Source organism: Candidatus Methylomirabilota bacterium (genome assembly GCA_035936835.1).
Taxonomy (GTDB): domain Bacteria; phylum Methylomirabilota; class Methylomirabilia; order Rokubacteriales; family CSP1-6; genus AR37.
This window is the reverse complement of record DASYVT010000203.1, coordinates 17,649-33,312: the sequence shown is the minus strand read 5'-3', so window position 1 is coordinate 33,312 and position 15,664 is coordinate 17,649. Positions and strand designations below refer to the sequence as shown.

The 15,664-nt window shown below is 69.4% G+C and carries 18 protein-coding genes, 1 tRNA gene and 1 other RNA gene; all 20 read right to left on the bottom strand.

The genetic code is table 11. The features are described from left to right. Nucleotides 1–125: 125 nt before the first annotated feature. The 20 genes from VGV06_18430 to infC all read right to left on the bottom strand — a co-directional run bounded on the left by VGV06_18430 (nucleotide 126) and on the right by infC (nucleotide 15,664). Nucleotides 126–202: transfer RNA gene (locus VGV06_18430), tRNA-Met, on the bottom strand. A gap of 148 nt (nucleotides 203–350) precedes the next feature. Beyond that, a complete protein-coding gene (locus VGV06_18425) occupies nucleotides 351–740 on the bottom strand; it encodes a cupin domain-containing protein (GenBank protein ID HEV2057121.1) in 390 nt (129 codons plus the stop codon). Between the two features lie 20 nt (nucleotides 741–760). After that, on the bottom strand, nucleotides 761–2,260 hold the full coding sequence (locus VGV06_18420; GenBank protein ID HEV2057120.1) for a glycosyltransferase: 1,500 nt from the start codon (nucleotides 2,258–2,260) through the stop codon (nucleotides 761–763). Between the two features lie 14 nt (nucleotides 2,261–2,274). Then, entirely contained in the window at nucleotides 2,275–2,568 is a 294-nt protein-coding gene (locus VGV06_18415) for a septum formation initiator family protein (protein ID HEV2057119.1), read from the bottom strand. Further along, nucleotides 2,565–3,851 carry a phosphopyruvate hydratase gene (gene eno, locus VGV06_18410; GenBank protein ID HEV2057118.1) on the bottom strand — a complete coding sequence of 429 codons (1,287 nt, stop codon included), beginning with the start codon at nucleotides 3,849–3,851 and terminating at the stop codon, nucleotides 2,565–2,567. The genes VGV06_18415 and eno overlap by 4 nt, the downstream gene beginning before the upstream one ends. Before the next feature lie 2 nt (nucleotides 3,852–3,853). Next, on the bottom strand, nucleotides 3,854–4,723 hold the full coding sequence (locus tag VGV06_18405) for a farnesyl diphosphate synthase (GenBank protein HEV2057117.1): 870 nt from the start codon (nucleotides 4,721–4,723) through the stop codon (nucleotides 3,854–3,856). A 54-nt stretch (nucleotides 4,724–4,777) separates the two neighbouring features. Continuing rightward, nucleotides 4,778–5,017: an exodeoxyribonuclease VII small subunit gene (locus VGV06_18400; protein ID HEV2057116.1), complete on the bottom strand. Its 240-nt coding sequence runs from the start codon at nucleotides 5,015–5,017 to the stop codon at nucleotides 4,778–4,780. Beyond that, nucleotides 4,998–6,359, bottom strand: a complete 1,362-nt coding sequence (gene xseA, locus VGV06_18395) for an exodeoxyribonuclease VII large subunit (protein ID HEV2057115.1) — start codon at nucleotides 6,357–6,359, stop codon at nucleotides 4,998–5,000. The genes VGV06_18400 and xseA overlap by 20 nt, the downstream gene beginning before the upstream one ends. Further along, nucleotides 6,356–6,784: an endonuclease domain-containing protein gene (locus tag VGV06_18390; protein ID HEV2057114.1), complete on the bottom strand. Its 429-nt coding sequence runs from the start codon at nucleotides 6,782–6,784 to the stop codon at nucleotides 6,356–6,358. Before VGV06_18390 ends, xseA begins: the two co-directional genes overlap by 4 nt. A 119-nt stretch (nucleotides 6,785–6,903) precedes the next feature. Beyond that, nucleotides 6,904–7,758, bottom strand: coding sequence for a bifunctional methylenetetrahydrofolate dehydrogenase/methenyltetrahydrofolate cyclohydrolase FolD (folD, locus tag VGV06_18385; GenBank protein ID HEV2057113.1), 855 nt, complete (start codon nucleotides 7,756–7,758; stop codon nucleotides 6,904–6,906). Nucleotides 7,759–7,763: 5 nt separating this feature from the next. Further along, entirely contained in the window at nucleotides 7,764–8,558 is a 795-nt protein-coding gene (locus VGV06_18380) for a TIGR00282 family metallophosphoesterase (GenBank protein HEV2057112.1), read from the bottom strand. Between the two features lie 42 nt (nucleotides 8,559–8,600). Continuing rightward, nucleotides 8,601–10,208, bottom strand: coding sequence for a ribonuclease Y (rny, locus tag VGV06_18375; protein HEV2057111.1), 1,608 nt, complete (start codon nucleotides 10,206–10,208; stop codon nucleotides 8,601–8,603). Between the two features lie 111 nt (nucleotides 10,209–10,319). Beyond that, nucleotides 10,320–10,501: non-coding RNA, 6S RNA (gene ssrS / locus VGV06_18370), on the bottom strand. 45 nt (nucleotides 10,502–10,546) lie between these two features. Next, the gene (locus tag VGV06_18365) at nucleotides 10,547–10,849 is read right to left on the bottom strand and encodes a cell division protein ZapA (protein ID HEV2057110.1); all 303 of its coding nucleotides are present in this window, start codon (nucleotides 10,847–10,849) and stop codon (nucleotides 10,547–10,549) included. Next, nucleotides 10,846–11,067, bottom strand: a complete 222-nt coding sequence (locus VGV06_18360; GenBank protein HEV2057109.1) for a hypothetical protein — start codon at nucleotides 11,065–11,067, stop codon at nucleotides 10,846–10,848. The genes VGV06_18365 and VGV06_18360 overlap by 4 nt, the downstream gene beginning before the upstream one ends. After that, nucleotides 11,064–13,499, bottom strand: a complete 2,436-nt coding sequence (pheT, locus tag VGV06_18355; protein HEV2057108.1) for a phenylalanine--tRNA ligase subunit beta — start codon at nucleotides 13,497–13,499, stop codon at nucleotides 11,064–11,066. The genes VGV06_18360 and pheT overlap by 4 nt, the downstream gene beginning before the upstream one ends. After that, nucleotides 13,496–14,524, bottom strand: coding sequence for a phenylalanine--tRNA ligase subunit alpha (gene pheS / locus VGV06_18350; GenBank protein HEV2057107.1), 1,029 nt, complete (start codon nucleotides 14,522–14,524; stop codon nucleotides 13,496–13,498). Before pheS ends, pheT begins: the two co-directional genes overlap by 4 nt. A 5-nt stretch (nucleotides 14,525–14,529) precedes the next feature. After that, nucleotides 14,530–14,886, bottom strand: coding sequence for a 50S ribosomal protein L20 (gene rplT, locus VGV06_18345; protein ID HEV2057106.1), 357 nt, complete (start codon nucleotides 14,884–14,886; stop codon nucleotides 14,530–14,532). Nucleotides 14,887–14,907: 21 nt separating this feature from the next. Further along, nucleotides 14,908–15,096: a 50S ribosomal protein L35 gene (gene rpmI / locus VGV06_18340; protein ID HEV2057105.1), complete on the bottom strand. Its 189-nt coding sequence runs from the start codon at nucleotides 15,094–15,096 to the stop codon at nucleotides 14,908–14,910. Nucleotides 15,097–15,163: 67 nt separating this feature from the next. Beyond that, nucleotides 15,164–15,664 (bottom strand): translation initiation factor IF-3, encoded by a 501-nt coding sequence (gene infC / locus VGV06_18335; GenBank protein HEV2057104.1) that lies wholly within the window; start codon nucleotides 15,662–15,664, stop codon nucleotides 15,164–15,166.

The window sequence follows — 15,664 nt, the reverse complement described above, 5'->3', positions numbered from 1 at the left end:
GCGCCGCGCGCCGGAGGCCGTCCGAGTTCCCGAACGCGGAGAGAACGCGGAGAGTTGACGGGGTCGCCGGAGTCAGGGGGGAAGCGCGAAGCCCCCGGGACCTGTTTGATCTCGGGGGCTTGCGGTGGTTGCGGGGGTCGGATTTGAACCGACGACCTTTGGGTTATGAGCCCAACGAGCTACCGGGCTGCTCCACCCCGCGGTGACAAATCAGAGGGTAACCGAGGTGGGGCGTCGTGTCAACGTCGTCCCTTACCCTCTCAGCCCTCGCCTCACCGCTCGAAGCGAGCGTCTCGGCTCGAACTTCGGCCCTCTCCCCAGCGGGGAGAGGGAGCCGTCAGAGGGAGACATCACAGGGGTTTGCAGCCGGGGCGGTCGTAGCGGTGGAACTCGCCGCGCGCGTTGATGGCGACACGGATGGTGGACTCGCTGCCCACCGGCTCGACGTGGTGCCAGCGGTTCTTGGGGCCGAAGACGAAGTCGCCCGCTCGCGCGTGGACAGTCTCGGGCGCGTCCTCGATGTGCCAGTCGATCTCGCCCTGCAGCACCACCCACCACTCGTCGTGCAGGTGGTAGTGCGTGTCGTTCGGATGCCCGGGGGCGTGGCAGATGATGAAGGCCTGGATGTCGTCGGTCATCACCATCGCTTCCGACCACGGCGGGGCGCCCTTCCTGGCCTTGAGGTCGCCGAGGCGCGACTGCAGCGTGCCGATCTCCATGAGCGGGATGCGGTCGGCCATGTGCGTCTCCTGGATACTGCTCAGGCGCCGCCGGCGTGCGTAACGCGGTCGGTCTTGCCCGGCTCGTAGCGGCCGGTGCGGGCGATGCTCCAGAGCACGCGCCAGGCGCCGCGCGTCGCCAGCAGCCAGTACGTCTGGCAGCGGAAGGTGCCGAGGAACTTCTCCTTGAGGCTCTTGCGGCGCAGGTCCACCTCGCGCGGAAGATACGGCCTCAGCTCCTCGACGAGGTTCTGGGTGACGATGCCGCCCACCCACACGGTCAGGATCAGCGAGAGCGTCGGCGCGCCCGTCGCCAGGTAGAAGAGCCACGGATGGCGGCCGCGGTACATGTAGGCGAGCCACCAGCCGAGGTAGCCCGTCGCCGGATACACGAGCGCGGCGATCGGCCACTCGACGACCTTGTTGCCGACGTGCCGGACCAGTTGGGCCAGGTTGAAGGCTGTCGGGCGCTCGCGGAAGACGCGCCGCAGGAACGGGATGTCGTCGAGCACGCCCAGGTACCAGCGCGCGTTCTGGCGGACCATCTTGTCGGGCGTCTCGGGCAGATCCGTCAGCTCGACCATCGGCGTCGCCTGGATCAGGATGCCGCGCGCGCCCAGCGCGTAGCCGAGCGTGGAGTCCTCCGTGGCGCCCGAGGTCGGGAAGCCGCCCAGGGACTCCATGACGTCCAGGCGCACGAACTGGTTGTGGCCGAGACAGATCTGGGAGCGGCGGAAGCACAGCTCGAAGGCAGGGCGCGCGAGGCGCCCGAGCCGCGGGAACCTCGCGCGGAAGCCGTCGAACAGCCGCACCCGCTCGACCTCGTTGATGAGCCGCGCGATCGAGACGCGGATGAAGATGGACGACTGCTGGATGGCGCAGATCTTTCCGCGGATGTCGAGCCGGTCGTAGTTGGCGAGCGACAGCGTGATGCCCTGGTACGCGAGACTCCCCTGCCCCCCGAGCTCGCGCTCCGCGATCCATCGGTACGTGTCCGGGTCGGGGACCGAGTCGGCGTCGCTCACGCCGACGAAGACGCGCGACGGGTCGAAGGAGTCGCCCAGGATCTCGCGGAGGGCCTCGGGGCGGAGCGCCCAGTTGAGCTGCTGCGCCTTGCGGCCGGGGCCCGGCATGATGAGATGCGCGAGGCGCTTCTGCTGATAGGGCTGCAGAGTCTCGCGGAGCCGGCGCACCAGCTCGCCCGTGCTCACGCCCATGGCCGGATGCGGCGCGCGCTCCTCGTCCTCCTTGGTCACGACGACGACATGGAGGCCCGGGTGCGGGTAGCGCGAGGCGCACAGGGCCTTGACCGTGCCCGCGATGTCGGGCTCCTGGAAGGCCGGGACGAGGTGGAGGAAGATGGGCGCCTGGGGGTCGTGCTCGAGCGCCTCCTCGGTCGGCAGCGCGGAACGGCGCGCGTAGGCGTCGCGGACGAAGCGCACGGTCGTCAGCATGCCGCGCCAGTCGAGGCCCAGCTTGAAGGACGCGCGGACGTTCAAGACGAGGGCGGCGACGAACAGGATGGGCAGGAGCGCGTCCATGGGACCCCGGTGGTCTAGCGGCTTCCGGAGGCCGGCGGCAGCTTGAGCACGCGGTCGCCGGGCTTGACCAGCCCGAGCTTGTCGCGGGCGATCTGCTCGATGTAGTCGGGATCGGTCCGGAGGCGGTCCACGTCGGCCGTCAGCCGCACGGTCTCGGCGCGGAGCGCGCCCACCTCGCGCTCGAGGTTCTCGACTTCCTTCTTGAGCGTCCACACGCGCGTGAGGCTCTGCCCACCGTAGGCCGCGAACGAGACAGCCAGCACCGCCAGCACCGCCGTGCGGAGGAGACGCAGCGAGCGCACGTTCACCGGGCCCGGCTCCCGAAGGCGGCCCGCCCGGGCCAGACGGCGGACGGGCCCAGCTCCTCCTCGATGCGCAGGAGCTGGTTGTATTTCGCGGTGCGCTCGCCGCGGGAGAGCGAGCCGGTCTTGATCTGCCCGGCGTTGACGGCGACGGCCAGGTCCGCGACAAAGGTGTCCTCGGTCTCGCCCGAGCGGTGCGAGATGATCGTGCCGTAGCCGGCGCGCTTGGCCAGCTCGATCGTCTCGAGCGTCTCGGTCAGCGTGCCGATCTGGTTCAGCTTGACGAGAATCGCATTCGCGATCCCCTTGCGGATGCCCTCCTGGAGGATGGCCGGGCTGGTGACGAAGATGTCGTCGCCCACGATCTGGATGCGCGAGCCCAGCCGCTGGGTCAGCGCCCGCCACCCCTCCCAGTCGTCCTCGCCCAGGCCGTCCTCGATCGAGCAGATGGGGTAGCGCGAGAGGAGCTGCTCGTAAAACGCGATCATCTCCTCGCGGGACTTGTCGGCGCGATCGGCGCGCAGGCGGTAGCGCCCGTGCTTGCCGAACTCGCTTGCCGCCGGGTCGAGGGCGAGGAAGACGTCCTCCCCGGGCCGGTAACCGGCGCGCTCGATGGCGCGCAGCACGAAGTCGAGCGCCGCTTCGTTGCCGGGCAGGCTCGGGGCAAAGCCGCCCTCGTCGCCCACGCCCGTCGAGAGGCCCTTGTCCTTGAGCAGCTTCCGAAGTGCGTGGAAGACCTCGACGCCGACCCGGAGGGCCTCGCCGAAGGAGCCCGCCCCCGCGGGCACGATCATAAACTCCTGGATGTCCAGGCCGTTGTCGGCGTGCGCGCCGCCGTTGAGCACGTTCATCATGGGCACCGGCATGATCCGGGCGCCCGGCCCGCCCAGGTACTGGTAGAGCGGCAGGCCGCACTCGTCGGCGCCGGCGCGCGCGACGGCCAGCGACACGCCGAGGAGCGCATTGGCGCCGAGGCCCGACTTGTTCGGCGTGCCGTCGAGCTCGAGCAGCGCGCGGTCCACGGCGGCCTGTTCCGTCGCCTCGAGACCTTCGACCTCGGGGGCGATGGTCTCCGTCACGTTGCGCACCGCCTGGCGCACGCCCTTGCCGCCGTAGCGGGTGTCGTCGTCGTCGCGCAGCTCGACGGCCTCGCGCGTGCCCGTCGAGGCGCCCGAGGGCACCATGGCGCGGCCGAAGGCGCCCGAGTCGAGCCAGACTTCGACCTCGACCGTGGGATTGCCGCGCGAGTCGAGGATCTCGCGGGCGTGGACGGTGCGGATCTCGGACACGCTCAGGCCTTCCGCTCGATCATGAAGGTGCCGAGCTCCTTGAGCGGCAGCGCCCGCGGGCCGAAGGGCGCGAGCGCCGCGTGCGCCTCGGCGACGAGGGCCTGCGCCCGGCGGCGGGAGACCTCGATGCCGTGGACGGCCGGGTACGTCGCCTTCTGCTGCGCCTGGTCCTTGCCGGCCGTCTTGCCGAGCTCTTCCGTGGTCGCGGTGACGTCGAGAATGTCGTCCATGATCTGGAAGGCCAGCCCGAGAGCGCCGCCCACGACACCGAGGGCGTCGAGCTGGGCCGGCGTCGCGCCCGACAGGATGGCGCCGGCGCGGATCGAGGCGCGGATCAGGGCGGCCGTCTTGTGCGTGTGGATGTAGTCCACGATTTCCGCGTCGGCCGGTTTGCCCTCGCACTCGATGTCGGCCACCTGTCCGCCGACCATGCCCGGGCTTCCCGCGGCGTCGGCGATCTCGACGAGGACGTCACGGAGCCGCGGCCCGCTCGACGTGGCCGGCACATTGTCGGCCAGCAGGCGGAACGCCAGTGTCAGCAACGCGTCCCCCGCCAAGATGGCGAGGGCCTCTCCGAAAACCTTGTGGTTGGTCGGCACGCCGCGACGGAAGTCGTCGTTGTCCATGGCGGGCAAATCGTCGTGGATCAGCGAGTACGTGTGGATCATCTCCACGGCGCAGGCCGTCGGCATGACGTCGTCCGGGCTGCCGCCGACCGCCTCGGCGCCGGCGATGACGAGGACGGGACGCAGGCGCTTGCCGCCGGCGAAGACGCTGTACCGCATGGCCCGGTGGAGCGTCTCGGGCGGCGCCGACTCGGCCGGCAGGAAGCGGCCGAGCGCCTGGTCGACGGCGCGGGTCTGCTCGGCCATGTAGGCGGCGAGATCGAAGCTCACGACTGCCCCATCGTCACGGCTGGTGGATCTTCATGACTGGGCGTCCTTGTCCCACTCGAAGGGCTCGACCTTGAGCAGCCCCGACTCGTCCTTGGTCAGGAGCTCGATGCGCTTCTCGGCCTCCTCGAGGTACTTGGCGCAGCGGCGGGCGAGCGCGACGCCCTCTTCGAAAACCTTGAGCGACTGCTCGAGCGGCAGGTCGCCGGCCTCGAGCTGGTCCACGATCTGCTCGAGCCGCTGAACCGCGTCCTCAAACTTGATGTCTTTCATCCCGTTCCTTGACGTCGGTCACGCGCGCCCCGAGCGCGCCTTGGTACAGGAGGATCTCGAGGGGGTCGCCCACGGCGACCTGCCCGGCGCTCCGCACGACGGCCCCCGAGGGCAGGCGCGTCAGGCTGTATCCGCGCGCCAGCACTCCCAAAGGCGAGAGGCTCTCGAGCCGGCCGACCGTCTCGGCGAAGCGGGAGCGCGACGCCTTCATGCTGTGCGCGGCCGCGGCCACGAGCCGGCCCCTCAGCTGGACGAGCAGCGCCGCGCCGCCGGCAATCCTAGCCAAGGGATTACGTGAGCGCAAGGCGCCGGTGGCGAGCGCCACGCGGTGCCTGACCTGGCGCTGGCTCGAGCGGAGGCCTAGGCGCAGGCGGCCCTGGAGCTCGTCGAGGCGGCGGTGGAGATCGCGGAGCGCGCGCGCGGGATCCGTCAGCACGCGGCGGCGGCTCAGGAACTCGACGCGTTCCCGGTACGCCGCGACCTCGGCGGTGACCGCCTGCTTGAGCCGCGCGTAGAGATCGGCGAGCGTCTCGATCACCACGAGCTTCTCCCGCACCACGAGCTCGGCCGCTGCCGAAGGGGTCGGCGCGCGCTGGTCGGCCACGAAATCCGCGATGGTGAAATCCGTCTCGTGGCCGACGGCGGAGATCACGGGCACGCGGCAGGCCGCGATGGCGCGCGCGACGCCCTCGTCGTTGAAGGCCCAGAGGTCCTCGACCGAGCCCCCTCCCCGCCCGACGATGACGACGTCGAGATCCGGAACCGTCTGGAGATTCTCCAAAGCCTTGACGATCTCGCCGGGCGCCTCGTCGCCCTGCACGCGGACGGGCGCGATGAGGATGCGCAGGTCGCCGAAGCGGCGCCCGATGATGTTGAGGATGTCCCGGATGGCGGCGCCCGTGGGCGACGTGACGACGCCGATCACGCGGGGAAAGGCCGGCAGCGGCCGCTTGCGCCCCTCGTCGAAAAGGCCTTCCGCCTCGAGCTTGCGCTTGAGCTGTTCGAAGGCAAGCTGGAGCGCGCCGAGGCCCTTGGGCTCCATCATCTCGACGACCAGCTGGTACTGTCCGCGGGCGGCGTAGACGTCGAGCCCGCCGAAGGCCAGCACCTGCATGCCGTCTTCGAGATCGAAGCGCACGCGCCTGCCCCGCCCGCGGAAGAGGACGGCCGAGAGCTGCGCGCCCTCGTCCTTGAGCGTGAAGTAGGCGTGGCCCGAGCCGGGCGTGCGCAGGTTCGAGATCTCCCCCTCGACCCAGACGGCCGGGAACGCCTCCTCGAGCGCCGCCTTGAGCCGCACCGTCAGCTCCGAAACCGTGAAAACCCGCCGCTCACCCTCGCTCATGCGCGCCCTCTCGAACCCCTCTCCCCTTTGGGGAGAGGGCAGGGTGAGGGGAGAGAAGGCGAGGGGGGAGATCCTTTGACGCCGAGCGCCTCAACGATGCGGTCAAGTACTCCTTCCGTATTCGTCAGGGCCTCGTTGTCCCAGAAGCGGAGGACGACGTACCCCTGGGACTCGAGGTACTTCGTGCGTGCCTGATCTTCACGCAGCCGCAGCGCGTGCTGGCCGCCGTCGAGCTCAATGACCAGCCTGGCTTCGGTGCAGCAAAAGTCTGAGATGAAGGGGCCGATGGGATGCTGGCGCCGAAATCTTGCGCCGACGAGTCCGCGATCCCGAAGTCGCGACCACAAGCTCCTCTCCGCATCCGTCTGGTCGCGTCGAAGTCGACGCGCGTAACGACGCAGATGCTCGTGAACCTGCCCCCTCACCCTGCCCTCTCCCCCGATGGGGGAGAGGGAGACCCTAGTAATCCCTACCCCCGCCCCAATGGCACCATCCGAACCCCTCTCCCCTTTGGGGAGAGGGCAGGGTGAGGGGGACAGAGCGGTCACGAGACACCCAGCTGGCGCGTGGCCGCGAGGAGGGTGTTGCGCATGAGCATGGCCACGGTCATGAGACCGACGCCGCCCGGCACGGGGGTGATCGCGCGCGCCCGCTTCGAGGCAGAGTCGAAATCCACGTCGCCGGCGAGCTTGCCCGTGTCGAGGCGGTTGACGCCGACGTCGATGATGACGGCGCCCTCCTTCACCATGTCACCGGTGATGAATCGCGGCCTGCCCGCGGCCACGCAGAGGACGTCGGCGCGGCGGCAGTGCCCGGCGAGGTCGCGCGTGCGCGTATGGCACATGGTCACCGTCGCATTGCGCGCGAGCAGCAGCTGGGCCAGCGGCTTGCCGACGAGACGCGAGCGCCCGACCACGACGGCCTCGGCGCCCTCGAGCGGAATCCCGTAATGATCCAGGATCTCGAGGCAGCCGGCGGGCGTGCACGGGACCATGGAGGGCTTGCCCGCCAGCAGATTGCCCAGGCTCACCGGGTGCAGGCCGTCGGCGTCCTTGGCGGGGGCGATGGCATTGACGGCTTCGTTCTCGTCCAGCCCCTTGGGCAGCGGCAGCTGGAGGAGGATGCCGTGGACGGATGAGTCTCCGTTTATCTTCCGGATAGTTTCGGACAGCTCCGCCTGGGAGCAGCCGGCGGGGAAGAGGAAGTCGCGCGAGGCGATGCCGACGTCGTCGGCCGCGCGCTTCTTGTTGCGGACGTAGATCTGGGACGCGGGGTCTTCGCCGACCAGGACGACCGCGAGCGTCGGCTGGACGCCGGTCCTGGCTGTGAGGGCGGCGACGCCGGCCTTGACCTCGGCCAGGACCTTCGCCGCGACCGCCTTGCCCTCGAGGATCTGCACCGGCCTTAGTCGGGGAGAGGGACGCGCAGCCGCTCGATGGACAGCCCCCGGCCCGTGTCAGGGTCGATCCGGATCACGACGCCGTGGAGGGCGACTGGGCCCTTGGCGGGCTCGAAGCGGTTCGGCATCTGCGAGAGGAAGCGCTGGAGCGCGAGGTCCTTGTCCACGCCGATGACGGAGTCGGTCGGACCCGTCATGCCGAGGTCGGTGATGTAGGCGGTGCCCTGCGGCAGCACGCGCTCGTCCGCGGTCTGCACGTGCCGGTGCGTCCCCACCACGGCGCTGACCCGCCCGTCGAGATACCAGCCCATGGCCTGCGACTCGCTCGTCGCCTCGGCGTGCATGTCCACGATGATGATCGGCGTGTCCTTGCGGAGCTCCGGCAGGATCTCGTCGGCTTTCTGGAACGGGCAGTCGATGGGCAGCATGAACACGCGCCCCATGAGGTTCAGCACCGCGACCTTGTGCGGGCCCGCCTTGACGGTCACGTGGCCGACACCGGGGGCGCCCGCCGGGAAGTTGGCCGGGCGGAGGAGCAGGTTCTCCTTCCCGATGTACTCGATGATCTCCTTCTTGTCCCAGATGTGGTTGCCGGAGGTCATCACGTCTACACCATGCTCGAGGAACGTCCGCGCGATCAGCGGCGTAACCCCGAAGCCGGCCGCGGCGTTCTCCACGTTGACGATGGCCAGGTCGGCCTCGTGCTGCTTGCGGAGGCGCGGCAGGAGCGCGTGCACGGCCTTGCGCCCCGGCTCTCCGAAGACGTCGCCGACGCAGAGGATGGTGAGCGGCTTAGGCATTGAGCATCCGCGTCGCCACCAGAGGGATCCTCGTTGGGCGCTTCACTTCGCCACTTCCACCGCGCGTGTCTCGCGGATGACGATGACCTTGATGTGGCCGGGGTACTGCATCTCGGCCTCGATGCGCTTGGAGATGTCCTTGGCCAGCTGGTGGGCGTCGAGGTCGGAGATCTGCTCGGACTTGGTCATGACGCGGAGCTCGCGCCCGGCCTGGATCGCGTAGCACATCTCCACGCCCTTGTAGGACATGGCGATCTCCTCGAGCTTGGCCAGGCGCTTGATGTAGCTCTCGAGGACATCGCGGCGCGCGCCGGGCCGGGCCGCGGAGATGCCATCGGCCGCCTCGGTCAGCACCGCCTCGATGGTCTCGGGCTCGACGTTCTCGTGGCCGCAGAGCGCGGCGTTGATGATCTGCGGCGACTCGCCGTACTTGGTCAGCACCTGCAGACTGAGCTCCGGGTGGCTGCCCTCCTGCTCGTGCGTGAGCGCCTTGCCGATGTCGTGGAGCAGCCCCATGCGCTTGGCCAGCTTGACGTCGGCCTTGATCTCGGCCGCCATCATGCCCGCGAGCCAGGCGACTTCCTTCGAGTGCTGGAGGCAATTCTGGCCGTACGAAGTTCGGAACTTCATGCGCCCCACGAGCTTGACGAGCTCGGGGTGCAGTCCGTGGACGCCCACCTCGAAGCAGGCCTTCTCGCCCTCTTCCTTGAGGTGGTCCTCCATCTCCTTCTTGACCTTCTCGACGACCTCCTCGATGCGCGCCGGGTGGATGCGCCCGTCGGCGATCAGCTTCTGGAGCGCCAGCCTCGCGATCTCCCGACGATACGGGTCGTACGCGGAGATGAGGACAGCCTCGGGCGTGTCGTCGACGATCAGGTCCACCCCCGTGTGTAGCTCGAGCGCGCGGATGTTTCGCCCCTCGCGGCCGATGATGCGCCCCTTCATGTCGTCCGACGGCAGGTTCACGATGGACACCGCGGTCTCGACCGTGTAGTCGGGCGCCAGCCGCTGGATCGTCGTGGCCAGGACTTCCCTCGCCTTGACCTGGGCGGTCTCCCTCGCCTCCTCCTCGAGCCGCATCCCGAGGAGCTGGGCCTCGCGACGGGACTCGACCTCGACCTGGGCCATGAGCTGCCGCTTGGCCTCTTCCGCGGTGAGACCGGCGATGCCCTCGAGCTTCCTCCGCTGGTCATCGAGCGCGGAATTCAGCTGCGCCTCTTTCGCGACAATGCTCTTGTCCCTTTCGCCCAGCGCGCGGTCGCGAGACTGGATCTCGCTCTCTCGCCGGTCGAGCTGGTCGAGCTGGCGGGCCAGCTGCTCTTCCTGCTGGACCACGCGGCGCTCGACCTCCTGGATCTCCTTCTGGCGCGCGCGCGTCTCCTGCTCGAGCTCGCTGCGCGCCTTGAGCGCCGTCTCCTTGGCCTCGAGCTCGACGGTGCGGATGCGGGCCTCGCCCTCGCGGAACTTGCCCTCGGCCTCCGCGCGCGTCTGCTCCACGGCGCGCTGGGCGTCGTCGAGGATGCGCTTGGCGCGTGTCTCGGCGTCGCCGAGCCTGCGGGCGGTCGCGAGCTTGTGTCCCATGTAGCCGACGAAGAGAGCCAGGAGGGCGACGAGCGGAACCAGGATGATCAGGACAAGCTTGACGTCCATTGCTATCTCCAACCGGGGACGGCCCCGGACTGATAAGGACGATCAGGACCTTCGCGACAGCGAAAAACCATCGAAAGTATAGACTCTTTGCGGAAGGAAAGTCAACGAAGGAGGCGCCCCGCCTCTGCCGTGTGCCGACGGTGTTTCGAACCTGGCAAGCCAGGTGGGCGCCAAAATGGAGGGCTTCAGGCTTCCCCTCGTGTGAGGGGCATGCGCACCACCCTCTTGAGCGGCGTCCTCATGTGTATCGAGGTTGAAACTTCCCCCCGACATCACAAACAGCGCAGGGCTTCCCCTGTGTACCCCCGGGGGCCCCACCCAGTCAAGAGATACTTCGGCTACCGCTGGCCCTTGGCGGGGACGATCGCCTCGAGCAGGTCCACCATCGCCCCGATGCGCTTGGGCAGGTCGCCCTCGAACTTGGACAGCTCCTCGCGGGCGCGGAACAGCTCGTCGGCGATATACAGCGCCGCCAGCGCCAGCGCCTTGACGGGGTCCTGGCCGCGCATCTGCCCTTCCACGCTCTTGACGCGCTTCTCGACGTAGGCCGCGAGGTCGCGGACATACTTGGGATCGGCCTCGCTCCTGATCGTGTACTTCTGCCCGAGGATCTCGACCTCGACCCGCTGCATCTCGCTCATAGGTCGAGCTTCTCCATCTCTTTGAGCATGGCGTTGACCTGCGACAGCGTCTCCTTGCGCTCCTGGCGCAGGCGCTGAAGCTCGGCGCGGTCGGCGTCGCCCGCCCCCGCCTTCGACACGAGCGTGTCGCGCTCCTTGCGGAGCGTCGCGATGACTTCCGCCGCGCGTCTGACGGCCTTCTCGAGCTCCTCCAGTCGCTCCCCGAGCGGCTCGGTCATGACACCCCCCTGATCTCGGCCGCGAAGCGGCGGCCGATCTCGGCGACGATCTTGGCGTGGAGATCATTGACTTCCTTGTCGGTGAGCGTGCGGTCGGCCGCCTGGAAGGTCAGGCTCCAGGCGAGGCTCCGCTTGCCGGCGCCGACCTGGCCGCCCTCGTAGACGTCGAAGAGCGTGATCCGCGACAGGAGCGGCAGCGTCATCGCGCGGATCGCGGCCTCGACCTGCCCCGCCGTCACCTCGGTCGGCACGACGACCGCGAGGTCCCGCTGGACGGCCGGGAAGCGCGGCAGCGGCTCGTAGCGGATCTCGCGACGCGGCAGCGCGAGCAGCGCGGTCAGCGACACTTCGGCGAGGAAGAGCGGCGCCGGCAGGTCGAAGGCCTCACGCACGTGGAGCGCGACCTCGCCGAACCAGCCGATCTCGCGGTCGCCGGCGGTGAGCGCGGCCGCGCGACCCTCCTCGAGATAGCGCGGGCCCTTGCCGGCCACATAGGGCGTGACGCCCGCCTCGCCCACTCCCGCGGCGCCCACGACCAGCTCGGCGGCGCCCTTCGCGTCGTAGACGTCCGCGCGCTCGCGGCCCGCGTGCCAGGCGCGGGCCGCGCGCTGCCCCGTCAGCACCACAGCGACCCAGAGCTCTTCGTGGGCGGGACAATCTCCGTCTTCATCCCGATGGGGAGCGAAGGTCTGGCCGATCTCGAACACGCGCACGTCGGGGATCTGGCGGCTGCCGTTGAGCGCGACCACCTCGAGGAGCCCCGGGGCCAGCGACGGGCGCAGGACGGAGCGCTCGACGGAGATCGGGTTCTGGAGCGCGATCAGGGCCTCGGGCGCGCTCCAACCCATCGCCGCGAGGCGCCCGGGATCGACGAAGGCATACGTGACGGCCTGGTAGAGGCCCGCCGCAGTCAGCGCGGCCGTCACGTTGCCTGAGAGCGTGAGATCGGCGGGGCGCGTCACGGGCTGGAGCTGGCTGCCCTTCGACAGCGTCGAGGGGATCTTATCGTAGCCCCAGACGCGGATGATCTCCTCGACCAGGTCGTCCTCCTGGGCAATGTCGCGCCGGAAGCTCGGCACCACGACCTGGAGCGCGACCCCCGAGTCATCGACGGCGAAGCCCAGCGCCTGGAGGATCCTCACGACCTCCTCGCTGGGTGGGCAGGCGCCGATGAGCCGGTCGATGCGCGAGCGGCGAAGCGCGATGCGCGGGCGGGGCTTCGGCCCCGGGTAGACATCGACGACGCCCTTGGCGACCGCGCCGCCGCCGAGGTCTGCCATGAGCTGGGCGGCGCGGTCGAGAGCCTCGCGGAGCCCTTCGATGTCGGCGCCGCGCTCGAAGCGGTACGCGGCGTCGGTGTGCAGCCCGAGAGCGCGCGCGGTCCGGCGGACGGAGCCAGGGTTGAAGTAGGCGCTCTCGAGCAGCACCGTCGTCGTGGCCGCCGTCACCTCGGTGTGGCCGCCGCCCATGACGCCGCCGATGGCGACGGCGCGCTCGGGATCGCAGATCATCAGCATGTCGGGCTCGAGCGCTCTGTCCTGCCCGTCGAGCGTCCGGAGCCGCTCGCCCGGCCGCGCCCGCCGCACCACGATCGCGTGCTGGGAGATGGTGTCGTAGTCGAAGGCGTGGAGCGGCTGGCCCATCTCCCAGAGGACGTAGTTCGTCACGTCCACGAGGTTGTTGATGGGCCGCAGGCCCACCGCGCGGAGCCGCTGGGCGAGCCACGGCGGCGAGGGCTTGACCGTGAGGCCGGTGATGACGCGCGCGGCATAGCGCGGGCAGAGGTCGGGGTCGAGGATCTCGACCGTCGCGAGCATTGCTGCCTCGGTCTCCCCTTCCTTGACCGCGATCTGCGGGAAGCGGAAGGGCGCGCCCGTGAGCGCCGCGACTTCCCGCGCCACGCCGACGATGCTGAGCGCGTCGGGGCGGTTCGGGGTGATCTCGATCTCGAGGATGGTGTCATCGAGGCCCAGGTACTGGATGAGCGGGGCGCCGAGCGGCGCGTCGGCGGGCAGCTCGAGGATGACCGAGCCGTCCTGGCCGATGCCGAGCTCCAGCTCGGAGCAGAGCATCCCTTCGGAGACCGTGCCGCGGATCTTCGCGGCCTTGATCGCGCGGCCTCCGGGCAGGGTAGCTCCGGGAGGCGCGAACGCTGTGCGGAGGTCGGCAGCGGCATTGGGCGCGCCGCAGATCACCGAGAATTTCTTGTTGGGCAGCGCGACCCGGCAGAGGCGATTGTGGTGGCCGGCGGGTGTGACGCCCAGGTCTTTTTCGATCGCCTCGATCTCGCCGACGACCACGCCAGAGAGCCCCTCGACGAGCGGCGAGACGGAGGGCACCTCGATGCCGGCGTTGACCAGGCGGTCGGCGATCGCGGCGGGCGGGAGGTCCGTCTCGACGAACTCGAGCAGCCAGCGGTGGGAAATCTTCACGGGGTGAACTGTTCCAAGAAGCGCATGTCGTTCTCGAAGAAGAGGCGGATGTCGTCGATCCCGTACTTCAGCATGGCCACCCGCTCGACGCCCATGCCGAAGGCCCAGCCCGTCACCTGCTCGCTGTCATAGCCGACATTGCGCAGCACGTTGGGATGCACCATGCCCGAGCCCAGGATCTCGAGCCAGCCCGACTGCGAGCAGACCCGGCAGCCGGCGCCCGCGCAGGCGAAGCAGCGGACGTCCACCTCCGCCGAGGGCTCCGTGAACGGGAAGAAGGATGGGCGGAAGCGGATCGCGGCGCCCGGGCCGAACATCTCGCGGGCGAAGAGCTCGAGCGTGCCCTTGAGGTCGCCCATCGAGATATTGGCGTCCACCGCCAGGCCCTCCACCTGGTGGAACATCGGGGAATGCGTGTTGTCGGCGTCACGGCGGTACGTTTTGCCCGGGCAGATGACGCGCACCGGGGGCGGCTGCGCCTTCATGGTCCGGATCTGCACCGGCGAGGTGTGCGTGCGGAGCAGCGTGTCCGCCGACAGGTGAAAGGTGTCCTGCATGTCGCGCGCGGGGTGGTCGTCGGGGAAGTTGAGCGCCGCGAAGTTGTAGTAGTCGCTCTCGACCTCGGGCCCCTCGGCCACGGAGAACCCGAGCCCTTCGAAGATCCCGATGATCTCGTCCTGGACGCGGATGATCGGGTGGACGGCGCCGGGCCGGGTGGCGCGCCCCGGCAGCGTCAGGTCCACGCGCCGGGAGGCGAGCGACTGGCGGTACTCCTCGGGCTTGAGCGCCTCGAGCCTGGCGGCGAGCGCCTCCTCGATCTGCTCCTTGGCGCGGTTGGCCTCCTGGCCGACCCGCGGGCGCTCGGCGGCGGCGATCTGGCCGAGCCCGCGCAGGAGCGCGGTCAGCTCGCCCGAGCGCCCGAGCACGCGCACGCGCAGCTGCTCGAGGGCGGACGTGGATCGGGCCCCGGCGATGTCCGCCAGGGCCCGGTCGAGGATTTCCTGGACCCGCGGGTCCCCTGCCACCCTGCTCAGCCCCGCTGGGCGGCGACGATCGACGCGAGCTTCGCGAAGGCGGGCGGATCCGAGACGGCGAGCTCGGCCAGGATCTTGCGGTCAAGCGTGATGCCGGCCTTCTTGAGCCCGGCCATGAAGACCGAGTAGGAGAGACCCAGCTGCCGGCACGCGGCATTGACGCGGATGATCCAGAGCGCGCGCGCGCGGCGCTTCTTCTGCTTGCGGCCCTTGTAGGCGAAGGCCCCGGCGCGGAGCACCGTCTCGGCGGCCGTGCGGTAGAGCTTGCGGCGCCCGCCGAAATAACCCTTGGCCTTCTTGAGCACCTTCTTCCTGCGCTGGCGGGTCTTGGACCCGCCCTTTGCCCGTGGCATGTAAGTGTCTCCTTCCCGCTCTTATAGGTACGGTACCAGCCGCTTGAGTCTCGGCACGTCCGCTTTAGCGATCAACCTCGGCCCGCGGAGCTTGCGCCGCCGCTTGGGGCTCTTGGCTTCCAAGAGGTGCCGCTTCCAACCGCTCCTGCCCATGAGCTTGCCGCTCGCCGTCACCCTGAGGCGCTTGGCCGCGGCCCGCTTCGTCTTCATCTTCGGCATAATGAGCCTCTTTCCTTATTCCCCTCGCCCCTCTGGGGAGAGGGCAGGGTGAGGGGTCTTAATGTGGCTTCGGCGACAGGATCATGGAGAGCATGCGCCCTTCCATCCGAGGGTGGCTCTCGATGATCGCCATGTCGGCCATGATCTCCGTCATCTTGTTCAGCATCTTCCACCCGAGCTCCGTGTGGGCCATCTCGCGTCCCTTGAAGCGCACGGTCACCTTGGCCTTGTTGCCTTCTTCAAGGAAGCGTCTCACGTGCTTCGCCTTGAAATCGAAATCGTGAGTGTCCGTCTTGGGCCCGAGCTTGACCTCCTTCACCTGGATCGTCGTCTGCTTCTTCCGCGCGTCCTTCTGGCGGCGCGCCTGCATGTACTTGTACTTCCCGAAGTCCATGATCCGGCACACGGGGGGCGCCGCCTCGGCCGCCACCTCGACGAGATCCATCTCCCCCTGCCGCGCCAGCTCCAGCGCCTGCGCGATGGGCAGGACCCCCAGCTGCTCGCCGTCCGCGCTGACCACGCGGACCTCCCGAACGCGAATGCCCTCGTTGATGCGGAT

Bases quoted from the DNA above. Each gene is read 5' to 3' on its own strand.
- VGV06_18425 (HEV2057121.1), bottom strand. From the start codon at position 740: ATGGCCGACCGCATCCCGCTCATGGAGATCGGCACGCTGCAGTCGCGC.
- VGV06_18420 (HEV2057120.1), bottom strand. From the start codon at position 2,260: ATGGACGCGCTCCTGCCCATCCTGTTCGTCGCCGCCCTCGTCTTGAAC.
- VGV06_18405 (HEV2057117.1), bottom strand. From the start codon at position 4,723: ATGGCCGAGCAGACCCGCGCCGTCGACCAGGCGCTCGGCCGCTTCCTG.
- VGV06_18400 (HEV2057116.1), bottom strand. From the start codon at position 5,017: ATGAAAGACATCAAGTTTGAGGACGCGGTTCAGCGGCTCGAGCAGATC.
- xseA (HEV2057115.1), bottom strand. From the start codon at position 6,359: ATGAGCGAGGGTGAGCGGCGGGTTTTCACGGTTTCGGAGCTGACGGTG.
- VGV06_18380 (HEV2057112.1), bottom strand. From the start codon at position 8,558: ATGCCTAAGCCGCTCACCATCCTCTGCGTCGGCGACGTCTTCGGAGAG.
- rny (HEV2057111.1), bottom strand. From the start codon at position 10,208: ATGGACGTCAAGCTTGTCCTGATCATCCTGGTTCCGCTCGTCGCCCTC.
- VGV06_18365 (HEV2057110.1), bottom strand. From the start codon at position 10,849: ATGAGCGAGATGCAGCGGGTCGAGGTCGAGATCCTCGGGCAGAAGTAC.
- VGV06_18360 (HEV2057109.1), bottom strand. From the start codon at position 11,067: ATGACCGAGCCGCTCGGGGAGCGACTGGAGGAGCTCGAGAAGGCCGTC.
- rplT (HEV2057106.1), bottom strand. From the start codon at position 14,886: ATGCCACGGGCAAAGGGCGGGTCCAAGACCCGCCAGCGCAGGAAGAAG.
- rpmI (HEV2057105.1), bottom strand. From the start codon at position 15,096: ATGAAGACGAAGCGGGCCGCGGCCAAGCGCCTCAGGGTGACGGCGAGC.